This is a genomic window from Shewanella sp. c952, from assembly GCF_019654975.1.
Taxonomy (GTDB): domain Bacteria; phylum Pseudomonadota; class Gammaproteobacteria; order Enterobacterales; family Shewanellaceae; genus Shewanella.
This window is the reverse complement of sequence record NZ_BPEW01000024.1, coordinates 41,291-65,568: the sequence shown is the minus strand read 5'-3', so window position 1 is coordinate 65,568 and position 24,278 is coordinate 41,291. Positions and strand designations below refer to the sequence as shown.

Genomic DNA, 24,278 nt, shown 5'->3' with positions numbered 1-24,278 from the left:
ATTTGGTCGTATTAAAATGCGGCGAAATTATACCTTGAGTATTGCCTTTGTATACAAAAGAATTTTCTAATCCGAACAGTTTCGTCATTAGTTTTTCTCATGTTATACATGTAATTTATTTACACTAAAATGCTGCTTTGCTTAGATAAAATAACAAGCCTATGAAATTAAAGAGTTATTCATCTTTAGCTAAAACAGCTAAATGTTAATCTTGTTCACTTTTACATAGCTCAGGCAGGCTTTTCTTGTTGCCGAGCGCCTGTTGAATAAACAGTGTTTTCAATGGCGCAAAATTGTCGACCAGATTTAGACCGATATCACGAATGGCTTTTTTGATCGGGTTACTGCCTTCAAACAGCCTTTTAAAGCCCTCCATTGCGCTTATCATCTCCAGTGCTTCAGCTTTACGCCAGCGCTCAAGATTACGCAAATGGCGATAATCGCCAATATCTTTGCCCTGCTCTTTAAGCTCACTCACCGTTTGCACTATGCTGGCTGCATCGAGAAAACCTAAGTTAACCCCTTGCCCAGCTAATGGATGAATGGTGTGCGCCGCATCGCCCGCTAGTACCAAACGGTGACGAGCAAAGTGGCGCGCATAACGCATACGTAACGGAAACGCTTGGCGAGCGCTTTCTAGCGAGCACATACCTAAACGGCCGTCGAAGGCAGCGGTTAGTGCCCGTTCAAACTGTTGCTTATCTAATGCTTGTAGCTCTTTGGCTTTGTCTGGCGATACTGACCAAACAATAGAGCAGAGATCTTTTTCATATAAAGGCAGGAAGGCCAGCGGCCCTTCACTGTCGAATACTTGCCTTGCTGTATCGTTATGGGGCAGTTCGGTGCGAATGGTTGCAACCACAGCGTGGTGGTTATAGTCCCAGAAGGTCATTGGGATCTTACACTGCTCACGCACCCATGAATTAGCGCCATCAGCAGCAACCACTAATGCGGCGCTAATGCTGTCGCCATTGTCTAAAGTTAGCCAAGCTTCTCGCTCGCCAAAGGCGATACGCTCTAGTCGTTGGTTTTCGATATAGGTTAGCTCATCGAACTCAGTTGCGCGTTCGGCAAGTGCAAAGGCAATAGCGTCGTTCTCGATAATCGCACCAAGATGAGTTTCGCTGAGTGATTGAGCATCGAAATCAATTTTACCTAGGCTGTCTTTGTCCCAAACTTGCATCTTTTGGTAAGGGCTTATGCGACTCGCCGCAAGATAGGGCCAAGCACCGAGATTAGTTAGTAAGTGCTGACTGGCTTTATTAATTGCACTCACTCTGAGTTTAGGCGCACCGGATACGGCATGGGTTTGGCCTGCGTCGATAACAACCACACTCACGCCTTTCATTGCCAAGCCAATGGCGGTCGCTAACCCAACCATACCGCCGCCAACAATGGCGACATCATAAGTTTGTGTGCTTAACATCTTTTACCCTTACTCTTTATAGCAATGTTAAAAATCAATAAAGCTGACTTGCTCAGCTAATTGTTTAGCGAACTATTCTAGCTAACTGTCCAGCCCATAGCTTTACGAGCTACAGGCGCTTTAAGTGGCGGAAACCACGACAGCAAACGCAAACCTATGTTACGCCCGAGCACTAACGGCCAGTGATCATTAGAGAAGCCGCGCACTAAGAACTCAATACTATTCATGGTGCTGTCTCTGTCGGCGTTACGACGAGCTAGGTAGTCATGGGTAATTTGATTAATCCCCACATCAAGCTCGCTGCCATCGGCGTTAGTGAGTGCTTGCTCTATCACTTGCAGCAAACTCACCACATCACGTAGGCCTAAGTTAAAGCCCTGCCCTGCTATAGGGTGCAACGTTTGCGCTGCGTTGCCTAAAAACACGGTGCGGTGGTAGATAGGCCGTTTCATATACGACAACATCAACGGATAACTAAAGCGCTCACCAATATCGATAAAGCGCCCAGCTCGGTAACCAAAGGTCGCCTGTAACTTTTCGATAAACTCGGCTTTAGGCGCTGCGAGCATCTGCTCGGCTTCGCTCGGCGACAATGCCCATACCATCGATAATCTGTGCTCTGCGTTTCTGTCAGCCATTGGTAGCAATGCTAAGGGCCCGCTTTGGGTGAAACGCTCATAGGCCCAGTCTTGGTGTGGCTGCTCAGTATGGATATTAGTAATGATAGCGCTTTGCTGAAAATCGACCTGCTCTAATGGTTGTTTAAAGGCGTGACGTACTTTGGAGTTGAGTCCATCGGCGGCCACCAGCAGCTTAGCAGCAATTTTCTGGCCGCTATTTAAGGTAAGCAGTTGTTGACTGCTTTGCGCCTCAACCTCACTCAAGCTAGCTGGGCAATATAACTGAACATCACTCTTTTCAAGCTGACTAAACAGTTGTTGACCAACCGCTTCTAGCTCAACCACTTGACCTAAATAAGGCAGTTGAAAGTCGTCACTGCTTAGCTCCGTCATGCCAAAATTGCCACGTTCGGAGATATGGATATGGTTGATTTCGCTGGCAAGCGCTGCAATATGTGGCCATATTTGCAATTTTTTCAGCTGAAAAATAGAGCCGTGAGAAATCGCGATTGAGCGGGCATCAAAACCAGGATGTTCATCATTAGGCCGATGCGCTTCAATCAAGGCAATTTTTAGCGGGCGACCCGCTTGCTTGGCAATATGTGCCAGCCCGAGCGCTAAGGTGGCGCCAGCCATTGCACCGCCGACAATAGCAATATCGACCTGTTCGACTGTAGTGGTGTTAGTCATGGAATGTTTAACCCGATAACTGATGTAATGCTAGCTAGAAAGCAAAACCGCCATGGCATAAATGCGATGGCGGTTTGAATGACAAATGTTTAGTGCAACACACCAAGGTCAATTGGTTTGTCGTCTTCTATCGCTGGTCCAAACTCGGAGTAGCAGAGCAATGCGGCCATGCGGGTGAACTCCATCAACTCGATAAGCGCCGCTTCTGACTCTTCGTCTTCAGCCACATCGAATTCAACTTGCGCGATTTCTGATAGATCTTGAATCACTTCACGAACATCTTTTGAGGCTTTATTCAATTTAGGTTGAATAATGGCGATGCCAGTAAGGAAACTCTGTACCCATAGCGATAGCGCTTCAACACGCTTTGCCAACGTTTCTTCCTCTTCAGGAAGCATAGGGCTAAAACCAAAGTCAGTGTCAGAAAGACGAGTCACTGCATCTTGATAAAGCTCTTCGACCATCGTTTGCAGTTTCGGTGGCAATGCTTGACCATCATTCATCAACTCTAATAGCGGCAGAGTCCAGCCTTTAGAGGATTGTTCTACACCCCCACAAATTAAGCCCACTAATGCGCCGTGAACTTCAACAGGGTGCTGACCAATTTCAGCTTCATTAAGTGCCGCAAGTAGGTTATCCATGCGCAGCGTTGGTAGAGTCGCCATAAAGTCGTTTCCAGTGACAAGATTTACTGGTCTCATGCTAGCAGAAGTGGCTGTTTCGACCAAGAGTTGCCACCATAAAGTCGTGAAAAGTTTGTCGGTTTAGCCACAAAAACAGCAATCAAGATCAGTTGCTGTATATACAATTGCAACTAACAGGTGATAAATGGTGATTTCCAGCGGTAACTTAAGTAACAGCTCAACTAGCACTAGCGCCCAAAGCGCTTCATGTTTGTACGCTAATGGCTATCTAAACAACAATTAATCTAAACTATTCCTGATTAGTTGGATATCGTGTTGCACTTTGCTTTTTAGACCGATATAGTCCGCTCAAGTACACGGTTTAAGGATTCCTTTAGGAATGGGTAACAAGGCGATTGAAATTACCCTTATGGGGCGCACCTACTCTATCGCTTGTCCAGATGGGCAAGAGACAGCACTTAGGCACGTCGCACATAATCTTGAAAAACAGTTAATGTCGCTAAAAGCGCGCACTAACAACATCAGCCGTGAAGAAATTGCGATTATGGCAGCATTAAATACTGGTTATGAGCTGTTAGAAGAACAGCAGAAGAATCAAGATTATAACAAGCAGATGGATGAAAAAATCGGTTTGCTGCAGTCAACTTTAGAAGATGCGTTAGTTGAACGCTCTACGAAAAGTGATTAAACAGGTTATAATCAGCTGTACTGAATTTTTGCGATAGCAAATTTAGCGATGAAAGAATTATTGTCGTAAGCCATTTTAAGGTCAATTGACCTGCTTACGAATGCAAGTTTTGCTCCCTGGGATACGCGCTAGCTGGCAATGTCCCTGTGCCGATATCTACAAACCCAGGGTGAACGTTTTACTGACATTGTGCAAGCTCGGCTCGTATCGAGAAGCCTTAGGAGGTATTCGTTTACCCGCCTTGAACCTACGGTTCAAGGGCTACGCCAGCGGTCGGTATTCTGGGGAGCAATTCAATTTACTGAAAGCCACTTTGGTTACAAAGTGGCTTTTTTGTATCTAAAATATTAGTTGTTTACTCAGTCCCCAGAATACCGACGTAGTCGGACTCTCTATAAATAGAGTGCGGGGAGCAATTCAATTTACTGAAAGCCATCACTGAAAAGTGATGGCTTTTTTGTACCTAAAATTTACTGTATTCTCAATTTTCGTCCCAGAATACCGACGTAGTCGGACTCTTCATAAATAGAATGCGGGGCGCAATTCAATTTACTTAAAGCCACCTTTTTATTGGTGGCTTTTTTGTATCAGGGATTTGGGACTGAGAACGATTTAAAGCCGGGAAAAGCTAAGACGATAAAAGCAGGAAAAGCAGGAAAAGCAGGAAAAGCAAAAAATCTAGCCGACATCTCATCGTTTAAGCGAAGCTTTAAGTATTTGTGGTTCCAATGACCTACGGTATTCCAAAGGCTCGCTTACATACATTTGGCCTCCAAGGGCAGAGGGGATGCCACATTTTTTATGGAACAGAATTGGTCATGGCCACTCTGCGGTTTCATCCGCATCTAGACAGGGTTATTAAAACACAATTAGTTGAGTACACCGATTCCCCATCGAAGTTGCCGAGGTTATTGAAGATTATCTCGTGGTTGAGGCATGGATGCCGAGATAGCCTTAGGTGAGCCAAGGACGGCGAATATGAGGCGATAGAGATTATCGAAAATAAGTGAGGTTTTACAACTTCGTCGGGGCGTCATGGTGGATGCAAGGGCGAAGCCCATTACCATGGACTCTCTGAGCGAGAGCCATGGATGGCGAACTGGCTGTTGAACAAGGATGTTCTTGATAAGGACGAGCAGTCCTCCTTGCTCGGGTGTGGGCAAAGCACCTCCACTTTCTCGGCCAATAAACTGCAACTGTTTCAGCAATAAAGCGACCACTTGGGCAAGTCTTAACAGAAACCACCAATCAATATTACCTAGCTGGCCAAAAAGGGGCTGATCTCTAAGCTACTTTTAGTGTAAAATCCCCTCTTTCGTCAGTCCAAAAGCCAAGTACACTTAGGCCCAAAGAAAGGCCCAAAGAATAAACGATGTCGCAGACTCTGTTTTACCTGATGCCTAATGGCAAAAGTACCCAGCGCCATGAGCCATTATTGGCGTTACAACAGGTATACCATTTTGCCTGTGAATTGGCTCGACAAGCGTTTATCAATCAGCAATGGGTCTATATTCACTGCGCTGACAAAGAACAAGCTTATGCCATCGATGAACTGTTATGGCAGTTAGCACCGCAATCTTTCGTGCCCCATAACCTTAAAGGTGAAGGGCCGACTGGCGGCGCCCCAGTTGAAATAGGCTTTGATCGGCTTGGGGCCAACAAAAATCGTCATGTTCTGATTAATCTTGCAGACCAAGTGCCGCAATTTGCGGTAAACTTTGTGCAGATTATCGACTTCGTTGCCAACGACGACGGCCATAAAGCGATTGCACGCGATCGCTACCGGCAATATCGCACTCTTGGGATAGCGTTAACGACCCAAGACTTGAGCAATACAACCAATTAATTTTAGTTTGAGATAAGCACGCTCCCATGGAAAAAACATATAACCCGCAGTCTATCGAACAGTCTCTTTACCAAAACTGGGAAGAGAAAGGTTACTTCAAGCCACACGGCGACGAGTCTCAAGGCAACTATTGCATCATGATCCCGCCACCAAACGTGACGGGTAGCTTGCATATGGGCCACGCTTTCCAAGATACCATTATGGATACCTTGACCCGTTACCAGCGCATGAAGGGTAAGAACACCCTTTGGCAGGTCGGTACTGACCATGCAGGTATTGCCACGCAGATGTTGGTTGAGCGTAAAGTTGCTGCTGAAGAAGGTTTAAACCGTCATGACTTAGGTCGTGAAAACTTTATCGATCGCATCTGGGATTGGAAGAATGAGTCTGGTGGCACCATCACTAAACAGCTACGTCGTCTCGGCGCGTCAGTTGATTGGGATCGTGAGCGTTTCACTATGGACGAAGGTATGTCTGAAGCGGTACAGGAAGTGTTTGTCCGCCTTTATGAAGACGACCTTATCTACCGTGGAAAGCGTTTAGTAAACTGGGATCCCGCTCTGCATACTGCTATCTCAGACTTAGAAGTTGAGAACAAAGAGAAGCAAGGCAGCATGTGGCATTTTCGCTACCCGCTCGCCGAAGGTGCATTAACCAGCGATGGTAAAGATTACTTAGAGATCGCTACCACACGTCCTGAGACCATGTTAGGTGATAGCGCGGTAGCAGTGCATCCAGAAGATGAGCGTTACGCTTCACTTATCGGTAAGTTCATCCACCTACCGATTGTAAACCGTCTTATTCCGATTGTTGCCGACGATTACGTCGATATGGAGTTCGGTACAGGTTGTGTGAAAATCACCCCTGCACATGACTTTAACGATTATGAAGTCGGTAAGCGCCACGAACTGCCTATGTACAACATTTTGACTTTTGATGCGGCTATCCGCTCATCTGCTGAAGTGGTAAACACTGACGGTACAGCAAACAATGAATTAGACGGCACGCTACCTGAGCGTTATGCCGGTCTAGATCGTTTTGAAGCGCGTAAAGCGGTTGTGGCTGAACTTGAAACCTTAGGTCTACTTGGCAAAATCGATCCACACGGATTGAAAGTGCCTTATGGCGATCGCTCTGGCGTGGTCATTGAGCCACTATTAACAGACCAATGGTATGTATCGGTTGCACCTATGGCGAAAACCGCTATGGAAGCGGTTGATAACGGCGACATTAAGTTTGTGCCACAGCAGTACGAGAACATGTATAACTCGTGGATGCGTGACATTAACGACTGGTGTATTTCACGTCAGCTTTGGTGGGGACACCGCATTCCAGCTTGGTATGACGAAGCAGGTAAAGTTTACGTTGGTCGCGATGAAGATGAAGTACGTGCTAAGCACAAACTTGCTGACTCAGTAGTACTACGCCAAGACAACGATGTACTCGATACATGGTTTAGCTCTGCGTTGTGGACATTCTCTACCCTTGGCTGGCCAAAAGACACCGCTGAGCTTAAAGCGTTCCATCCAACAGATGTACTGGTCACTGGTTTTGACATCATCTTCTTCTGGGTTGCCCGCATGATCATGATGACCATGCATTTCATCAAAGATGAAAACGGTAAGCCGCAGGTGCCATTTAAAACCGTTTATGTCACCGGCCTTATCCGTGATGAAGTCGGCAATAAGATGTCGAAATCTAAGGGTAACGTACTTGATCCATTAGATATGATTGACGGTATCGATCTTGAGTCGCTAGTTGAAAAACGTACCGGCAACATGATGCAGCCTAAAATGGCGGCGAAGATTGAAAAAAGCACTCGTAAAGAGTTTAGCGACGGTATTGAAGCACACGGTACTGATGCCCTGCGCTTTACTCTAGCGTCTATGGCGTCTACTGGCCGCGATATCAACTGGGACATGAAACGCCTAGACGGTTACCGCAGCTTCTGTAACAAAATCTGGAACGCATCTCGCTACGTGTTGATGAACACCGAAGTGCAAACAGAAGACGCGGCTGATGATGCTGTTGGCGAAGCATTAGATTGTGGCCAAATTCTTGTTGATGGCAAGCCGGGTGAAATGGAGCTGTCGATTGCTGATCGCTGGATCATCGGTCTATTTAACGAAACCGTTAAAACCTATGACGAGCACATGGCAAACTACCGTTTCGACCTTGCAGCGAATACTATCTATGAGTTCACTTGGAACCAGTTCTGTGACTGGTACCTAGAGTTAACTAAACCAGTAATGCAAAATGGCACTGACGCGCAGCTACGTGGTACACGCCATACATTGGTAAACGTACTTGAGCAAATGCAGCGCCTGATGCACCCAATGATGCCTTACCTGACTGAAACTATCTGGCAGCGCGTTAAACCGCTTGCAGGTGTTGAAGGTGACACTTTAATGCTTGCCGCTTTCCCTGAGTACCAAGCTGATAAAGTTGACACTCAAGCGATGGAAGATCTTGAGTGGGTTAAGCAGGTGATTACTGCGGTACGTAACATTCGCGCCGAGTTGAACATTGCGCCATCTAAGCCACTTAACGCGCTACTTCGCGGTGTGAGTGAGCAAGATAAGGCACGCATTGAAGCTAACCAAACCTTCTTCAAGACCCTAGCTAAACTTGAGTCTATGACAATTCTAGCAGACGGTGAAACAGCGCCAATGTCGACCACACAGTTAGTGGGCAACATGGAGCTACTAATCCCAATGGCAGGTCTTATCGATGTAGCTAAAGAAGTAGCGCGTATCGACAAGCTACTTGAAAAAGCCGCTGGTGAGTTTAAGCGTATTGAAGGTAAGTTATCGAACCAAGGTTTTGTGGCTAAAGCGCCTGCAGCCGTGATTGAAAAAGAGCGTGCTAAGCAAGCCGAATATCAACGTGATATTGAAAAGCTTACCGAGCAAAAAACTGAGCTTGCTAAACTGGAAGGCTAAGCCTTACCCGCTGATTTCAATCGGCTAATGCAATGCAAAAAAGGCAATCTTCGGGTTGCCTTTTTTATTGCCTATTTTCAACCGATTAGAACAAACACTCACCTTCGCCAATTTAATAGCAACAGCCAAAACTTTGACTTACCCTTTGTTTTAATTAAATATTTTGCTATATCACTTTTTATCAAGGACAATGTAATAAAATTGATATGGGTGTTAATAATAATGAAAAACTGGCTACTACCAAGCTGCTTACTTATAGGCTTATCCGCCTGTGGCGGCTCTGACGATTCAAGCTCACCAGACACTGGCGGTGGCACAACACCACCAACCGCGCAAGCTCCTGAGGTTGAGTTAGGTGATACTAAAAGCGCATGGAATGACAAATTAATTGCAGTTGCGGCAGAGGTTAATGTGCATGCCACTGGAGACTCCAGTTTTGAGTGGTCTCAAACAGCGGGTCCTGCAGTTTCACTGGTTAACGCTTCAATAGACGGCGTAGTTGTCGACGCTTCAGCGCTTGAGGTTGATAGTCAAATAACACTTTCTTTAACTGTCACTGACAGCAGCAATCAAAGCAGCAGCGACTCGATTAGCTTACAGCTCAATGACAAAATCAGTGCAGCAATGGCCAGCGGTGATGCAAGCCTAGTCACAGAACTGACACCACAAATGATAAAGCGTGGCCTAAACCATATCAGCCAGTACCGCGCAGATGGACAAGAATTAGTTAAGGCTATCTATCAAAATGATGCGATTGAGTATGATCAAGGTCGCCACTCACAGATGATCCAGCTTGCTGGCAGCGAGCACCTTTATCCTGACAATAAAGCCTTTGCGCTTGTGACTGGCAATAAAGGCCTTACTTTTGCCGCCACTAGCGAGCAATCTGGCCAACGAAATGCCGCATTTGGCATTGATATTATCTCTAGCCTACAACAGGGTAACAATGCCAGTTTTGAACCAAGCTTTAAGCGGTTGTTAGCTTGGATGTTAGACCAAGATCTAAGCCAGCTTAACCAAACAAAACAAGTACGCTTATTCTTAATCAATGGTAACAGTGTAAACCGAATTAAAAGCTGGCTCACAACCAACTATCCTGAGTGGCAAGTCGCCAGTTGTGATAATGAAACCGAACTTAGCGGCTGTTTAAGCGAAGCTCAACTGGTTATCACAGGATCAGCACAGCAGTTCTCAATCGAAACGGTCGCGCCACTGATTAGCCAAATTCAAACTGCAAAGCAGCCACTACTCTATATGCATCTACACAGCTGGAATAGTGTGCCACTGACTCAAACAGTGCTTAATCCAATGGGGTTTGCTATGCAAGGCCCCGGCGGTCCAGGAAACTATTTCTCTCAGGACAAAGCCTATTGGTCTTCCGCCACCAGCATGCTAGCAGCTCACAGCCCTCTTGAAGATGAGCATCTGTGGTTAAGCTTATTCGATAGCGGTAATATCGACTTTAATTTGGCCAACTGTGCAGATACCTGTGACACTAACTTTAGTAGCCAATACCAAGGCGCACTGCAAACAATCCGCAGTAATATACGTAACCTAGACAGTCAGCATATTGATATGTTTAATAAAGAAGGTTTCAACCTTTATAAACTGTTGGTGTTAACTGGCGATAGCTATCGCCATGCTATCCAATACCCGATGGACGTGAGTAGCACCGATAATCTGCAGTTCTTGCAAGCTTACTTTGCAGACCACAGCGTTTACCACTACCGTGATATCAATCTGCTGCCACAAGATCTAGGCAATTTTAGCCGCACAGACTTTAGTCATATCAGTGCAACCGACAAAGCCGTTTCGCTGTCGAGTAAGAAGGGCTTTCGTTCTACTGGTGTATATGCGCTGCCCGGACAAACTGTAACAGTTAGCCGTAGCGACAACAGCGCTGTGCGCACTTGGCTGTTTATTAATACCCAGCGTTCAGGCTCAACCCATGAGTTTGCTGCTAACGGGTATAACCGAGCTAAATATCTGCAATCAACTCAAATAGAGCTAAAAGCGGGCGAGAGTATTAAGTTCACCAGCCCATACGGTGGCCCGTTGCAAGTTAAATTTGATCAAACAGATCTGCCAGTGTCATTGAATTTCCAGCACGTGGGTCAACACCCATACTGGCGTGAAGGAGACGATGGTAACAAATTCATGCAAGATCTCGCCGCCAATCAATATGATTGGGCAGAACTGGCGACTAAGCATTTTGAAGTGCATTCTAGACTCGATAAAATGCAGCAAACAATGAGCCGTGAAGCCTTATGGAGCACACCAGAAAAGATGGCAGGCGCTATCATAACTCAGGTACATAACTACCCTCACCTGCTTGCAGGATTCAAGGGGCCTTTCATTGATGAGGTTAGTGAGATAACTGATTTTGCTAACAGTAAAGGCTGGCAAATCGATACGATTGATACCGTCAAGCACATGAATGCTGACCAGCCGACCTGTGGCTCAGGTTGTTCGGGTAACCCTTACGATGCCAGCTGGTCATTCAGCCCTACTGGACACGGCGATATTCACGAGCTTGGCCATGGACTTGAAAAAGCCCGCCTACGTTTTGATGGTCATGAAGGTCACGCATCGACTAACCCATACTCTTACTACACAAAGTCACGTGCATACACTGAGTTAGGTAAGCTGCCACAGTGCCAAGGATTGAATATTGATGATGAGTTTGCAGTGCTTCAGGCCAGCATGAATCAAGCTGATCCTTTTGCCTATATGCAAGCAGCAAATCTCACTAGCTGGTCAAACGGCATGGCCACCATGCTACAAATGATGGTGGCGGCACAAAAAAATGGTTCTCTTGAAAATGGATGGCATCTGTTAGCACGGCTGCACATTTTACTGCGGGAGTTTGAGCGAGCCAAAAGCTCTGATGAGCTATGGCAGCAGCAAAAAGCGAACTTGGGCTTTAATCAATTTAGTCTCGAAGCAGCTAAAACAATATCGAATAATGATTTTCTGCTGATTGCCATGAGCTACTCAAGCCAACTTGATTACCGTGATCTTTACCAAATGTGGGGGCTAGCCACAACGCCTGCAGCAAAAGAGCAGACCGCATCATTTGGTTTTAATATGATTGAAAAACAGGTGTTCGTTTATGCTCCAGGTGACTACTGCTTAAGCCTTGATCTGCAGTCTGTTGCTGTAGATGGCCAGCAAGCTTGGCCGCTATAACAAGCTTGTATACAGTAGCTTGTTACAAGGCTTAAAAACGTCTTAGCCAGTGACTGAGCCAATGTGCACTGGCATGACGTTTACATAATCAACAATTTGAATTAAGTTTATAGTAGTAATTATGAGAATTGAATATCGTCAAAAATGACCAATAATTTAAGGAAGATACTTTATGGATACCAATAAACTGTTACTGATCATCATCGCAATTCTACTACCGCCTGTGGCAGTATTTCTAAAAAGTGGCGTAGGTAAAGATCTGCTTATCAATATCATTTTGTGTCTACTTTTCTTTATCCCAGGTTTACTGCATGCACTTTGGGTCGTCACCAAGTAGCCCTTGCTTCATGTAGCAATAATTATTAACAGATTGAGCCCCATTAACCTGGGGCTTTTTGATGGTCTGTCAGCAATTTATTTAGCATCATAAATTCCATTTTGGAATGCATTCAATCAATAACATTCATTTTTTTAATTAACCATTCAGGAGTAAGCTTTAGTCAGTTCTAACCAGCATTCAAAATCAGGTTCGTTATGCCCCTTAGCTTCTGCGCTATCCAGTCTAAACTCAGTAAACTCTTCTTGCTGCTAACCCAAGTTAGCTTTTTTTGCTTATTTGCTTATAGCTGTCAGCAGCTTGCTAGCTGGTTACACTCTCCACTCCCTGGCAGCGTGATAGGACTCGCCATACTGCTATTACTACTCTGCGGTAAAGTCATTCCAGAAAAAGCGGTCAACAGCGGCGCAGCATGGTTAATTGGCGATCTACTGTTGTTTTTCATTCCACCGGTAGTCGCCGTACTCAAGTACGAAGATATACTGGAGCAATACGGCGTCACACTCTTAAGCTCAATGCTGGCGGCAAGCTGCTTAGTATTACTTGGCACAGCGTTTACCGTAGATAGACTATTTAATTTTGAACGCAAGCTTAAGCTACAGAAACAACGTAAGCATCAGCAAGCACAGCGCACATCATTACTCGTCAACGAGACACTTTCAGGAACTGCATCATGAACCTGACTCTGATTGCGCTACTTTGTTTGCTATTAACCTTAGTGAGCTACTATGGCAGTAAAGCCCTGTACCGCCGCAAGCAACGGGTATGGTTTGCCCCAATTTTATTAGCTCCGTTGGTTATTTTAGTCACTGTGGTGGTATTAAACATTCCGCTTGCGAGTTACTTTCAATATACCCACTGGCTCGCAGCATTGTTAGCACCTGCAACTATCGCCTTTGCAGTGCCTATTTACCGCGAGCGCCAACTGATAAAGCAATACCCTATTACTTTAAGCGTTGGTGTAATTGTTGGGCTTTTACTTGGGTTGGTCACCTCTTGGTTATTGATGCAGCTAACAAGCATGCCGACAGAGCTTTCAAATAGCTTAATGGTACGTTCAGTTTCTACTCCATTTGCGATAGAAGCTACTACGGCATTTGGCGGTATACCTGAGCTTACTGCCATGCTGGTTTTGCTCACTGGCATTATGGGGATGCTTATTTGCGAGCCCTTATTTAGAATCGCTAACATTCGCAGTGCTGTTGCAAAAGGAGTGGCTCTGGGCGCCTCAGCTCATGGTGCGGGCGCAGCAAAAGCCAGTGAAATCGGCAGACAAGAGGGGGTTATTGCCAGTCTCACAATGATATTTACAGGTATTGCTATGGTGATCATGGCGCCATTGTTCGCCTCAATTATCGGTTAATCGCAAACAGTATAAAGACCACTGAAATCTGCCCGGCCCCGCTGCATTAATGTTCAAGATATACCGCTATTCGCTTTAGCTATCCATCCTCTCTGTACCACTCCCTATTATTCAACAGCATGAGTTCCTCTCAAACTGCGACTAACGCATTGGTGTTTGCCATCAAATTAGGTAAAGTGTCGACTGCAATCACAAGCTTGCAGCGTTTTGGTAAAGATTCTTACGTTCAATCTACCCAAAACCAACATAAATATGCTTCTTAAAAACGAAAGCAATAATAAATATAAATAATTAAAACAATGAAAGGAAAGTTATGAGCGAGTCAAAAGATGCTTACGCAGATAACGACCTACGGGAAGTCAAACAGCTGGGAATGTGGGCCTCGATTGCCAGCTTAAGCTACATATTTTGGATTGTCGGCGGCATGGAGCTGGTCGAGCGTATCGCCTATTATGGTGTTAAAGCCAGTGCGGGCTTGTATGCAAAAGCGCCAGTATCTGAAGGCGGCCTTGGGATCACCTTAAGTGACTACGGTATCATTATCGGCCTTTGGGCGATGATGCAGACCTTTATTCCGGTATTCACTGGCGGTATTTCAGACCGGGTCGGTTATAAAGAAACTATTTTCGCATCAACGCTGATTAAGATCTCTGGCTACTTGGTGATGGCTTTTTTCCCAAGCTTCTATGGTTTTCTTTTCGGCGCAATGCTGCTCGCTGCGGGCACAGGGGTATTTAAGCCAGGTATTCAAGGCACATTGGTGCTTTCTACTGGGCGGCAAAACACCTCGATGGCCTGGGGTATATTTTACCAAGTAGTTAACATTGGTGGTTTCTTAGGACCACTGGTTGCTGTGCATATGCGTCAGCTTTCTTGGGACAACGTCTTCTATGCTTGTGCTGCGATTATCTCATTTAACTTCCTGTTTTTACTGGCCTATAAAGAGCCTGGTAAAGAGGAACGTTTGGAGCGTAACCGCAAAGTAAAATCCGGTGAAATTAAGCAAGTTGCATTATGGCGTGATGCGCTTAATGAACTGAAAAAGCCTGTGGTTATCTATTACATGTTGGTATTCGCCGGTTTCTGGTTTCTATTCAACTCACTGTTTGATGTTCTACCTATTCATATTGCTGAATGGGTCGATACAAGTGTCATTGTGACTTCACTATTTGGCCCTGAAGGCACCTCTAATGGTTTCTTCCAGTTCTGGTTAGGCTTAGATAATAGCGGTACTAAGGTGATGCCAGAAGGCATGCTTAACCTTAACGCCGGTATGATCATGACTACCTGTTTCTTAGTGGCAGCATTAACGGCCAAGTACCGCATTACAACTGCCATGCTAGGTGGTTGCTTGCTGAGTATTTTTGCCTTTGTACTGATTGGTGCAACGAACGCAGCTTGGATGATCGTACTGGCGATTGCGATGTTCTCATTCGGCGAAATGATGATTAGCCCGAAAAAGAACGAGTTTATGGGTAACATCGCCCCTGAGGGTAAAAAGGCCATGTATCTTGGTTTTGTTATGCTTCCTCAAGGTATTGGCTGGACACTTGAAGGCTTCTTTGGCCCTAAACTGTATGAAATGTATGCCTCAAAAGAGATATTCTCTTTAGAAGCATTAGCTGAGCGTGGTATGAGTGCCACTGAAATTAGTGCCATTCCTCAAGGTGAAGCCTTTACCACTTTGGTGGCTTTCACAGGTGAGCCTGCGCAAGAATTAACGACCTTACTGTATAACACCCATAACATTGGTATGGCGTGGTACATCATTGCGGCAATCGGTACGATTTCAGCTGTGGGTATCTATCTGTATGGTAAATGGTTGTACAAACTACAACAGAGTTAAGCTGAGCTCGCTTATGTGAACTTACTTATGTGAGCTCTGTTTAAAACTAAAAAAGCTGACATGAATGTCAGCTTTTTTGTTTTCTAGCCCGATAAACTTACGCCGCTTTTAACGATGGCGTCGCCTCAGTTACCGCAGTTGTGCTTGCAGCAAATCTTACTTTGCCAACAGGAAGAATAACTCGGCCATACTCAGCGTTAAGTACTTGCGCCATGGCAAAATAAATAGCACTTAAACCACAGAAAATACCTTCAAAGCCAGCAATAGTGCCAATCAGTTCGCTGCCAGTAAAGTCACGTGCAGCCAACAGGAAAAACAGTATGGTTAATGAGCCAAATACGATCTGCTTAGCCAGTGGGTAGCGCATTGAACCGATAAACATAAAGCCAGTGAACATGCCCCATAACGCTAAATACCAACCCATAAAGCTTGCAGGACTTGCGGCTAACCCCATTTTTGGCATAACAATAAGCGCAACGAGTGTTAACCAGAACAAACCGTAAGAGGTAAACGCTGTCGTACCAAAGGTATCGCCACGTTTGAAACACATCATGCCCACTAATACTTGTCCAATACCGCCATAAAATATGCCCATCGCTAAAATCATAGAGTCGATAGGGAAAAAGCCAGCGTTATGGATATTAAGCAAAACGGTAGTCATACCGAAACCCATTAAGCCAAGCGGCGCTGGATTTGCTAAAGAATTGGTGTGCTGTGTAGACATTGAGTTCCCCTACAGGAATTGGCCAATCAAATAGGTAGCGGTTATGGTTAACCGCACTAGATTAACAATGGTTAATCTTAGCGCCGCGGATTCTAGAGTAACCAATAACACCAATCAATCATTCTCAATGCCACTCAAATATGCACTCCTAAACATAATTATCCACATTTAATATTAATATTCATAAACTTAAGGCTAATCATTGCTAAAGCCTCAAACGAAGAAAGGCCGCCAAGAGCAACGTCACAATTCCCACAACAAAGTGACCACCGTCACACGCATGCAGAATTAGCACTTTAGCAAATGATGTTATTGGTTATGCATTGAGGTTAAATATTGCGCTGGCTCACAAAGTGGCACATCGGACTCTATTCGAGCTAAAAGATGATTTGTATCAAAAAAAGGGGAGCCCGAAGGCTCCCAAGAGGTTCAATGACTATGAGAAGCAGGGATCTCATAGTAGGTGATACTTTTATAATTTTAAGTTAGTGGGCGCCTCCCATATGCATTACGTCAACGCCGTAAGTCTTACCTTCAGCGTGACAAGTTGAGCAAGACTCAATCGGTAGGTTCTTAATTGAGCCAGGCTCATCTTGAACATACGCACCATTACTCTTAAAGTGAGCTAACGCTGATGCTTCTACGTGACAGCTACGACAAGCTTCTGCAATAGGAGATATAAAGCCTGTATCAGTTTCAACAGAACGTTTACCAGAAGTCAATCCACCGTCAGCAGCAAATAGCGTGCTGTCGTCTTTGTGACATGCTTGGCAGTTAGTTTCAACAGCTGGGTAACCATTTAGATTACCATCTGCATCACGATAAACCGCAGGTTCACCATCCCAGTGACCACTATGGAAACGGTGAGCGACTGTTACTAAGTCACGGTTAGCAAAGTTTAATCCTTCAACTTCCCCCCAAATCGCATTCCCATCAGCATCAACTTCATCTGTCTTATAAGTTACGATTGGATGGTAACTTGGCGACCCGCCTAAGTTCTCGCTATGACATGCTCTACATTGGGTAAACTCTGTCGTACCATGGCTGCCTTTTGGATAAGTAAGGTTTCCATGACAAGCATTACACTTAGCTTCATTTACAGTTGTACGGTCAGCATCTGCAATACGCATTTCAATCGGAGCTTCATCAGCTGTTAAATTGAAATACTTCGTCTCAGCTTGGTTGGCAACAGCAATTGTGTTGCTATTTGAACACTCAACGATTTCAGCATCAATACCACATAACTGTACTTCAGCTGTCGCATATATAGGACCTGCTAATAAGTCAGTAGCAAATTCAGCTTGATTAACTAAAATGCCACCAGCTCCCATTACGCCGCCAGTAAAGCCCATTTTGAAGCTACCATCAGCGCCATAACCATGAGCAACGGCACCAGTATCTGCATCCAATGCGCCAATAAGGAAACCACGCCCGCTATTAGTCATATAGTCAGTAATCGCTGCGTAGGTTGTTGCATCAAGCGCAACACCATTCATCATCACTTTTGAAGTAACGACCAATGTGCTCATACCATCAGTAACAGCGGCTGCGACTTCAGTCGATTGAATGTCGATAACAAACTTGTCAGCTAGTTCATCTCTGCCGCCCACTTTATGCGCCTCTACAGGGCTTAAGCTTCCAGCACCATGACAGCCAGAACATGCCGCATCGCTCTCAGGTACAATGCCTAAGTGGCCCTCACCCGTTTCAAAGTTAACTTCAGTGTGACAAGAGACACAGGCTTCAGCATAAACGTTGTCGTTCCACTGGGTGCCATTGTCATGACAAGTGGTACATTCATTTAGCTCTGATGGAAAACCTATTTCACCAAACTCTTCTTTTGCTTCTCCCTCAAGATCAAGATGATGACCGGCGTGCAATGTATGGATCATCGCGTTCCAGTTAGCGTTCCAACCTTTCTCAGGATCCGCTTCGCCGCCTGCATAAGCGGGGTTATGACACGCTACGCAGTTTTCAACTTTTTGGTAGTTATGGTGGGCACCAATGTTAGCAATGCGAATATCTGTGACTGCATAACCGTCGAGTTGACTGTGACACTTGATACAAGCCGCATTAGAAACAGAGTCCTTTTGCGAAATAGCTAACTCACCCGTCGCTGGAATAAAATCGACCGGGGTTGACAGTAATTTGTCAGAGATTCCGGTGCCCGTGCTATCGACAACATCATAGGTACGCACCATGACGCGGAATAAATCATTAGCGTCGCCGTCAGCTAGTACTACAGGAGCATTTCCATCATGCTCCCAAGTTCCCATATAAGTACCAGGATTAGCTTCATCTTCAACTAAGGTACATGCATCAACTTCTGCGCCGCCACGAGCGGTTGCCTTACCTGTTGGGGTACAGTACATGCTTGAGCCAAACTCATTAGCGAGTGCATTATTTTCCCATAATATAGGAGCGCCAGTATCGGTAGAGTTTGCAGCCTGATTCATCACGTACAGAGCGACTTTTTCTAGACCGGTAAATGGTTTATCTTCGCCTTTGCTATCTTTACCTGTCACCATAAACTTAATCGAAAAGTCATCACTTCCCACGACAACTATATCTGCAGGCGCTAGCGTTAATACAAAGTCAGCAGCACTGCCAACCGTATCGACTGTAATTCCAGCCGGATTTCCTGGAGTACCTGGAATACCTGGTTCACCCGGCGCACCATCTTTGCCATCGTCACCATCACTACAACCTGTTAAGCCAATGGCAGTGATTAATGCCATCGCCAATAAAGACTTCTTATGTGTTCTCATCATCTTATCCCTTTATAGGTATTATTTTTCTGCAAACGCAGTAAATTGAATATAGAAGAATGCGAGATATGTGAAACAATTTTGTTTACAGCTTGTGATTAGAATTTAAAGATTCAATTAATGAAATTTCAATTACTGAAATTGGCAATATCAATAATTGAAATTAACGAGGGGTGCGTGCCTGAAGTGGCTAATAAGAGTGGAGTAAATCTGCAACTATTTGAATAAGGATTTCTCTTTGACCTATCGTGTAACGGCGGTTTCTGGCCTCTTTCTCGACAATGAAATATTGGGGTGACAACATGTCACCGTGCAATAGACTCACTTGCTCTTTAGGCAGTGCTTCAGTTCTCAAAGTGGGGATACTATTACAAACACCGGCCTCTACCGCAGGTAAAAACGCGATACTTCCCATGGTCATCAGATGGCAAAACCATGCCTCTCGACCGGCAACTTTATCTACACTCTTAAGCTCAATTCTTGCATTACGGCAATACATTTCTAGTGGATCAATTTTATCATTAAACCCCTTACTTTCGAGGTATAAAAATGGTTGCTGCGCTATCTGTTCTAAGGTGATATTAGGCATGTACTGCCAAATAGGATGCTGCACTCTCGCTGCAACATGCACACTATCGAGCGTTCCCACTAACTCACACTCCAACTCTGAAGCATTTGAAGTGTCAAACCCGATACCAAAATCCAGCTCACCATTATGGATCTGCTCTGCAGTATGGCTATCCCAGCAGTGTAAGCGAATTTTCCCCATTGCCTCTTGATCTGCATGTTCACTAATTGCCACTGCTAAGCTACTCATGATGCTCTGAGTAACTGCGATATTGAGTGACGGTATTTGAGCTATTTCATCTTCGTCAAAGGCAACTTGCTCAAGATGGTTAACTGCTCGGTAGAAACTGCAGATAGGTTCATATAAAGCCTCGGCTAAGGGAGTGGGCTTTAACCCTTGTTGCCGGCGGTAAAAAAGCTCATCGTTAAACGTAATACGCAGTTGAGTTAAGCAGCGACTCACTTTAGGGGCTGATACTTGCAAGGCTGTTGCTGTCGAATTTGCATGACCATTCTCATACAAAGTCTTAAACACGATAAGGCAGAAAATATCTAACTCAGAAAGCTTTTTTAGAGAGTCATTTAACATGATGTATAACGTCTAATTGAATACTTAGTTATAGGTATAGCATAGCGACAGGCAGGAAAGCATGCTCGACACTGTTACCGCCAAGTTAAAGTTCAATACCTTGGCTTGGGTCACAGTGCGAAAAAGCAGCAGATATCAACACAAAAAAGCACGCAGCTAGAGAGTTTAACTAGTTAAACTGCCAATGACAGTGCGTAACTATAAAGCTGCAACCGACTTACGGCTTGATCTACTTAAGATTACATTTAGATAGCCAAGCAAGTTGCTCACCCCAGCATTCACAGATGCACAATAAAGACGCATGCTTAGCAGCAAACTTCTGCGGTTGAGAGCACTCTGCTTTGACCTGCTAATAGTTGAGGGTCGAGCACTATTTCACCTACAGAAATACGATGCAACCCGATAACAGGGTTGCGAAAGCGGCCAAACATCCGTTTTATTTGATGATAGCGTCCTTCCATCAAGCTTACCAAGGCGGTATGGCTATCAATAATTTCAAGCTTGGCAGGTAAGGTAGTGATATCTTCAAATTCAAAATACATCCCGTCGTTAAAAGCCTTGATATAACTTTCATCGATTGGGTTTTGTAGGCTAACCCGATACAGCTTAGCGACTTTATGTTGTGGTGACATCAGTCGTTTTGACCAACGGCCATCATTGGTTAGCAGCAGTAAGCCTGAGGTATTGAGATCTAACCGACCGACAATATGTAACTGCTGTTTGTCTGGATGAGTGAGCAGCTCGATTACCGTTTTGTGCTTGTCATCCACTGTTGCACTGACCACACCTACAGGCTTATGCAGCATCAGGTAGGTTGGTTCATTTGCTTGCAGGACTTCGCCCTCTAGCGTGATATGGGAAAATTCGTCAACAATCTGATCGATATCTCTGGCTATCTCACCATCAACTTTAACTAGGCCTTTAGCCAGTAGTATTCTGACATGCTTGCGATTTATCCCTTTGGTTGCGCTAATAAACCTATCTAATCGTGCTCGTTTAGATTCCATACTGTTATCCGTTTAACGGCACAATTTTATAAGCACAACGCCTGGCACCTTCGATAATATGCTCTTCTCGGCTAATGCTAGCATCGAGTTGTAATAGATTTTGGAACAGTTGTAGCTCAGAACGGCAAAAGTTAAGGCATGAAGACGCTGCGGCGCAAATGGGGCAATGATTTTCGAGTAGCCAATAGACACCGTCTGTGCTTTCGACACTGGCCATATAACCCTCCTCAGTGCGCAGTTTAGCAAGTGCTGCTAACTTGGCCGCTAGATCTTTAGCATCAACCAAGGCTGCTTGATAAAGTTTAAAAGAAGCATCCTCTCTATGGGCAATAAGTTGCTCTAAGCCTTGATCGCCAAAAATCGTTTTTACAGAATCGATCAGCTGCACCGTAAGCTCTTCATGACGATCAGAGAAATGGCTATTACTTTTTGCTGTTAATGACCAATAACGTGTCGGCCTACCGCGAGAGGCCTTTTTATCTTCAAATACCACATCGCTATTGTCTTCTAAGCTTTGCAGGTGCTGACGCACTCCCATGGTTGTTAAGCCGAGCTCGGTGGCGATGACTTTAGCGGTCAACTCCCCTTGGGTCTTTAACATCTGCAATATTTTGTCGCTGGTCTTCATAGTTTCCCCTTAACGCTTAGTGCACATTATTACTGAACCAGCTTTTAAGTAAACTTTTATCTTTACTTTATTATGTAAAGATATTACTTTACTTAAAACTTAATAAACAAAAAGGTTTACTTAAATGGAATTAGTTATTGTTAGCGGAAGCCAAAGAAAGGACTCCCAAAGCGCCAAAGTTGCTCAATACTTAATGCAACAGATTCCACCGAGTCATAAAGTGAAACACATTGAGCTTTGCCAATATCAACTGCCTTTTTGGGATGGCGATCCCGAGAGTAAAACGACCGATGGCAGTCGCTGGCCGTTTATCTCACAACAGGTAAAACGTGCAGATGCACTAATACTTATCACCCCAGAATGGGGCGGAATGGCATCGCCACTGATAAAGAATTTCTTGTTGATGTGTAATAACCAAGATACAGCGCACAAACCGGCGTTGTTGGTCTCAGTAGTAAGCGGGATTAGCGGTGCCTACCCCATTGCAGAATTGAGAATGAATGCGCTAAAAAACAATAAGCTGGTTGCAACACCTGATCACCTCATTATTCGTAATGTCGAGCAGGTATTAAATACTGAACAAGCCGTTGATGATCGTGATAAGCAATTACGTGAACGCATCGACTACTGCTTGTACATGTTGGCGCAATACAGCGAGGCTTTAACCGTTATACGCAGTAATCATCAAAATAAGCCCTACCCTAAACAACAAGAGTACAGTTACGGCATGTAACACCCAAGTTAACCCAAGAGCAACAGCAAGGAGCACATTATGATGCATCTAGAACATTTAAATTTGGTGGTAAAAGATATCCCAACAACACTGGCCTTTTATCAAGCTATTTTCCCTCACTGGAAAACCCGTGGCGGTGGTGTCAGTCAGTGGTATGGAGTGGACCGAAACTGGGTTCACTTTGGCGATGACTACCAGTACTTAACCTTTAACGATGATGGCGTTGGCAATAACCGCGACTTAAGTGGTCATCAAGTTGGGCTGGCTCATTTTGCTTTTGTGGTGGACGATCTTGACGGCGTCATTGCACGACTAGCCGCCATTGGCCATCCCGTCGATAAAGATGGCGCAGAAGATCCCTATCGCCGCAATGCCTATTATATTGACCCAGATGGTTATGAAGTAGAATTTGTACAATACCTTAGTGATGTGCCAAGCGAGCGAAATCGCTACTGATAACCGCAGCGATGTGACGTCACAACAGTGAGCCTGATCAACTCATTTTTTTGACCCACGAACTGGGCGCAACTCGCAGTATCCAGTGCAATACTGCCCATGGCCAGCTCGGTACAAAACTATTGGCTTTTTCGGCCTCTATCGCTTTAACCATGGCGCGACAGCCAACGTCGGTATCGACGATAAAAGGCACCTTCTCGACATGGTCGTTGATTTCGCTACGAATAAACCCAGGGTGAATACAGCTGACGCTAATTGGCGTGTACATCACATCAATGCGGATCCCTTCAGTCAATGAAGTCACCGCAGCTTTAGTCGCCGCATAGACAGTCATTGCCCGTCTAAAACCGCGCACAGCACTCACCGAAGAGATAGTCACTAAATGACCTGCGTTCTGCGCTCTAAAAATCTGCATCGCCGCTTCTGCTTGAGCAATTAATGCAACAAAATTGGTCTCAGCGGTTTGCTTGTTTGCCTCAAAGTGACCGGTACCGATAGACGCTCCTTTGCCCATACCAGCATTAATGATAATCCTGTCGATACTACCCAGCTCTTTGTTAAAGGCTTCGAACACTTCGAATACTTGTTGATGATTGATGACATCGAGAGTTTTTATTGAGACTTTGATAGACGGGTTAATCGTTTCAAGCTCGGTTTTTAAAGCTTCAAGCCTGTCTATTCGACGGGCACACAATGCCAAATTTCGGCCTTTATGGGCAAACTCGAGGGCCATACCACGGCCAAGGCCGGAACTGGCCCCAGTGATCAAAATTGTTTTTCTAATTGTCATTTGATTCTGCTAGTAACTGTTATTTAACGCTAAGCTACTGTTGAATGCACAGAATGTAAACAGATGTTTGAACTTCAACTTATGACTAAGCGGATCCTAAAAGCAGTTCTACGCAAGCCAAATCGCAGCAGCAAACAACAAAGCATAGAATAGAAAACCAACGATGAAAGCGCTATTAAACGGATCCCTTTTCTGCACTTTTCGACGCTGAAAAAAGCTGGTTGGTGCTAAGGGGTAGCAGGTTTTACCAAAGGTGAAAATACGGATCACTACGGCGCCAGTAAAATACAAGATAAACGAGAGTACTAAATCCCACACAACCCAAAACGCAAGTTCCATTGCAAATACAAACATCGCCTCTCCTTAGCCTCACAGATAGTGGTTGGGGTTAAATTAATTAACTGCTGCTGCAGTTCCGTTGAATA

At 44.9% G+C, this 24,278-nt stretch carries 20 protein-coding genes and 1 other RNA gene; 11 read left to right on the top strand and 10 right to left on the bottom strand.

The window, feature by feature from the left end:
* Positions 1–205: 205 nt before the first annotated feature.
* The 3 genes from K5R16_RS15555 to K5R16_RS15545 all read right to left on the bottom strand — a co-directional run bounded on the left by K5R16_RS15555 (position 206) and on the right by K5R16_RS15545 (position 3,401).
* The gene (locus K5R16_RS15555) at positions 206–1,426 is read right to left on the bottom strand and encodes an FAD-dependent monooxygenase (protein WP_220738466.1); all 1,221 of its coding nucleotides are present in this window, start codon (positions 1,424–1,426) and stop codon (positions 206–208) included.
* 77 nt (positions 1,427–1,503) lie between these two features.
* Complete coding sequence (ubiH, locus tag K5R16_RS15550; RefSeq protein ID WP_220738465.1) at positions 1,504–2,736, bottom strand: 2-octaprenyl-6-methoxyphenyl hydroxylase; 1,233 nt, start codon at positions 2,734–2,736, stop codon at positions 1,504–1,506.
* A gap of 89 nt (positions 2,737–2,825) precedes the next feature.
* Entirely contained in the window at positions 2,826–3,401 is a 576-nt protein-coding gene (locus K5R16_RS15545) for a UPF0149 family protein (protein ID WP_044555647.1), read from the bottom strand.
* A 358-nt stretch (positions 3,402–3,759) separates the two neighbouring features.
* Here K5R16_RS15545 and K5R16_RS15540 point away from each other — a divergent pair, with 358 nt between their 5' ends.
* The 9 genes from K5R16_RS15540 to K5R16_RS15500 all read left to right on the top strand — a co-directional run bounded on the left by K5R16_RS15540 (position 3,760) and on the right by K5R16_RS15500 (position 15,591).
* Positions 3,760–4,068 carry a cell division protein ZapA gene (locus tag K5R16_RS15540; RefSeq protein WP_020911092.1) on the top strand — a complete coding sequence of 103 codons (309 nt, stop codon included), beginning with the start codon at positions 3,760–3,762 and terminating at the stop codon, positions 4,066–4,068.
* 110 nt (positions 4,069–4,178) lie between these two features.
* A non-coding RNA gene (gene ssrS, locus K5R16_RS15535) (6S RNA) lies at positions 4,179–4,360 on the top strand.
* A gap of 1,080 nt (positions 4,361–5,440) precedes the next feature.
* Positions 5,441–5,914: a DNA polymerase III subunit chi gene (locus K5R16_RS15530; protein WP_220738464.1), complete on the top strand. Its 474-nt coding sequence runs from the start codon at positions 5,441–5,443 to the stop codon at positions 5,912–5,914.
* A 26-nt stretch (positions 5,915–5,940) separates the two neighbouring features.
* Positions 5,941–8,856 carry a valine--tRNA ligase gene (locus K5R16_RS15525; RefSeq protein ID WP_220738463.1) on the top strand — a complete coding sequence of 972 codons (2,916 nt, stop codon included), beginning with the start codon at positions 5,941–5,943 and terminating at the stop codon, positions 8,854–8,856.
* Positions 8,857–9,078: 222 nt separating this feature from the next.
* Entirely contained in the window at positions 9,079–12,045 is a 2,967-nt protein-coding gene (locus K5R16_RS15520; protein WP_220738462.1) for an ImpA family metalloprotease, read from the top strand.
* Positions 12,046–12,217: 172 nt separating this feature from the next.
* Positions 12,218–12,382, top strand: coding sequence for a YqaE/Pmp3 family membrane protein (locus K5R16_RS15515; protein WP_012144718.1), 165 nt, complete (start codon positions 12,218–12,220; stop codon positions 12,380–12,382).
* A 197-nt stretch (positions 12,383–12,579) separates the two neighbouring features.
* The gene (locus tag K5R16_RS15510; RefSeq protein WP_220738461.1) at positions 12,580–13,059 is read left to right on the top strand and encodes a CidA/LrgA family protein; all 480 of its coding nucleotides are present in this window, start codon (positions 12,580–12,582) and stop codon (positions 13,057–13,059) included.
* Positions 13,056–13,745, top strand: a complete 690-nt coding sequence (locus K5R16_RS15505) for an LrgB family protein (protein WP_220738460.1) — start codon at positions 13,056–13,058, stop codon at positions 13,743–13,745. Before K5R16_RS15510 ends, K5R16_RS15505 begins: the two co-directional genes overlap by 4 nt.
* A gap of 313 nt (positions 13,746–14,058) precedes the next feature.
* The gene (locus tag K5R16_RS15500; RefSeq protein WP_220738459.1) at positions 14,059–15,591 is read left to right on the top strand and encodes an MFS transporter; all 1,533 of its coding nucleotides are present in this window, start codon (positions 14,059–14,061) and stop codon (positions 15,589–15,591) included.
* A gap of 97 nt (positions 15,592–15,688) precedes the next feature.
* On the opposite strand, the gene K5R16_RS15495 is transcribed toward K5R16_RS15500, so the two are convergent.
* From K5R16_RS15495 to K5R16_RS15475, 5 genes are all read right to left on the bottom strand, one after another.
* Positions 15,689–16,315 carry an acetate uptake transporter gene (locus K5R16_RS15495; RefSeq protein WP_220738458.1) on the bottom strand — a complete coding sequence of 209 codons (627 nt, stop codon included), beginning with the start codon at positions 16,313–16,315 and terminating at the stop codon, positions 15,689–15,691.
* Between the two features lie 485 nt (positions 16,316–16,800).
* On the bottom strand, positions 16,801–19,083 hold the full coding sequence (locus tag K5R16_RS15490; RefSeq protein WP_220738457.1) for an OmcA/MtrC family decaheme c-type cytochrome: 2,283 nt from the start codon (positions 19,081–19,083) through the stop codon (positions 16,801–16,803).
* Positions 19,084–19,273: 190 nt separating this feature from the next.
* A complete protein-coding gene (locus K5R16_RS15485; protein WP_220738456.1) occupies positions 19,274–20,239 on the bottom strand; it encodes a LysR family transcriptional regulator in 966 nt (321 codons plus the stop codon).
* Between the two features lie 305 nt (positions 20,240–20,544).
* On the bottom strand, positions 20,545–21,246 hold the full coding sequence (locus K5R16_RS15480) for a pseudouridine synthase (RefSeq protein WP_220738455.1): 702 nt from the start codon (positions 21,244–21,246) through the stop codon (positions 20,545–20,547).
* A gap of 4 nt (positions 21,247–21,250) precedes the next feature.
* Positions 21,251–21,874 (bottom strand): metalloregulator ArsR/SmtB family transcription factor, encoded by a 624-nt coding sequence (locus K5R16_RS15475; RefSeq protein WP_220738454.1) that lies wholly within the window; start codon positions 21,872–21,874, stop codon positions 21,251–21,253.
* Between the two features lie 124 nt (positions 21,875–21,998).
* On the opposite strand from K5R16_RS15475, the gene K5R16_RS15470 reads away from it, so the two are divergent.
* On the top strand, positions 21,999–22,607 hold the full coding sequence (locus tag K5R16_RS15470) for an NAD(P)H-dependent oxidoreductase (protein WP_220738453.1): 609 nt from the start codon (positions 21,999–22,001) through the stop codon (positions 22,605–22,607).
* A 39-nt stretch (positions 22,608–22,646) separates the two neighbouring features.
* Complete coding sequence (locus tag K5R16_RS15465; RefSeq protein ID WP_220738452.1) at positions 22,647–23,063, top strand: VOC family protein; 417 nt, start codon at positions 22,647–22,649, stop codon at positions 23,061–23,063.
* 37 nt (positions 23,064–23,100) lie between these two features.
* Here K5R16_RS15465 and K5R16_RS15460 read toward each other — a convergent pair whose 3' ends face one another.
* A complete protein-coding gene (locus tag K5R16_RS15460) occupies positions 23,101–23,853 on the bottom strand; it encodes an SDR family oxidoreductase (RefSeq protein ID WP_220738451.1) in 753 nt (250 codons plus the stop codon).
* Positions 23,854–23,961: 108 nt separating this feature from the next.
* Complete coding sequence (locus tag K5R16_RS15455) at positions 23,962–24,207, bottom strand: hypothetical protein (protein ID WP_220738450.1); 246 nt, start codon at positions 24,205–24,207, stop codon at positions 23,962–23,964.
* Positions 24,208–24,278 lie beyond the last annotated feature (71 nt).

Bases quoted from the DNA above. Each gene is read 5' to 3' on its own strand.
- ubiH (WP_220738465.1), bottom strand. From the start codon at position 2,736: ATGACTAACACCACTACAGTCGAACAGGTCGATATTGCTATTGTCGGC.
- K5R16_RS15455 (WP_220738450.1), bottom strand. From the start codon at position 24,207: ATGTTTGTATTTGCAATGGAACTTGCGTTTTGGGTTGTGTGGGATTTA.
- K5R16_RS15505 (WP_220738460.1), top strand. From the start codon at position 13,056: ATGAACCTGACTCTGATTGCGCTACTTTGTTTGCTATTAACCTTAGTG.
- K5R16_RS15465 (WP_220738452.1), top strand. From the start codon at position 22,647: ATGATGCATCTAGAACATTTAAATTTGGTGGTAAAAGATATCCCAACA.
- K5R16_RS15470 (WP_220738453.1), top strand. From the start codon at position 21,999: ATGGAATTAGTTATTGTTAGCGGAAGCCAAAGAAAGGACTCCCAAAGC.
- K5R16_RS15510 (WP_220738461.1), top strand. From the start codon at position 12,580: ATGCCCCTTAGCTTCTGCGCTATCCAGTCTAAACTCAGTAAACTCTTC.
- K5R16_RS15495 (WP_220738458.1), bottom strand. From the start codon at position 16,315: ATGTCTACACAGCACACCAATTCTTTAGCAAATCCAGCGCCGCTTGGC.
- K5R16_RS15500 (WP_220738459.1), top strand. From the start codon at position 14,059: ATGAGCGAGTCAAAAGATGCTTACGCAGATAACGACCTACGGGAAGTC.
- K5R16_RS15475 (WP_220738454.1), bottom strand. From the start codon at position 21,874: ATGAAGACCAGCGACAAAATATTGCAGATGTTAAAGACCCAAGGGGAG.
- K5R16_RS15540 (WP_020911092.1), top strand. From the start codon at position 3,760: ATGGGTAACAAGGCGATTGAAATTACCCTTATGGGGCGCACCTACTCT.
- K5R16_RS15515 (WP_012144718.1), top strand. From the start codon at position 12,218: ATGGATACCAATAAACTGTTACTGATCATCATCGCAATTCTACTACCG.
- K5R16_RS15520 (WP_220738462.1), top strand. From the start codon at position 9,079: ATGAAAAACTGGCTACTACCAAGCTGCTTACTTATAGGCTTATCCGCC.
- K5R16_RS15460 (WP_220738451.1), bottom strand. From the start codon at position 23,853: ATGACAATTAGAAAAACAATTTTGATCACTGGGGCCAGTTCCGGCCTT.
- K5R16_RS15545 (WP_044555647.1), bottom strand. From the start codon at position 3,401: ATGGCGACTCTACCAACGCTGCGCATGGATAACCTACTTGCGGCACTT.
- K5R16_RS15490 (WP_220738457.1), bottom strand. From the start codon at position 19,083: ATGAGAACACATAAGAAGTCTTTATTGGCGATGGCATTAATCACTGCC.
- K5R16_RS15530 (WP_220738464.1), top strand. From the start codon at position 5,441: ATGTCGCAGACTCTGTTTTACCTGATGCCTAATGGCAAAAGTACCCAG.
- K5R16_RS15525 (WP_220738463.1), top strand. From the start codon at position 5,941: ATGGAAAAAACATATAACCCGCAGTCTATCGAACAGTCTCTTTACCAA.
- K5R16_RS15555 (WP_220738466.1), bottom strand. From the start codon at position 1,426: ATGTTAAGCACACAAACTTATGATGTCGCCATTGTTGGCGGCGGTATG.
- K5R16_RS15485 (WP_220738456.1), bottom strand. From the start codon at position 20,239: ATGTTAAATGACTCTCTAAAAAAGCTTTCTGAGTTAGATATTTTCTGC.
- K5R16_RS15480 (WP_220738455.1), bottom strand. From the start codon at position 21,246: ATGGAATCTAAACGAGCACGATTAGATAGGTTTATTAGCGCAACCAAA.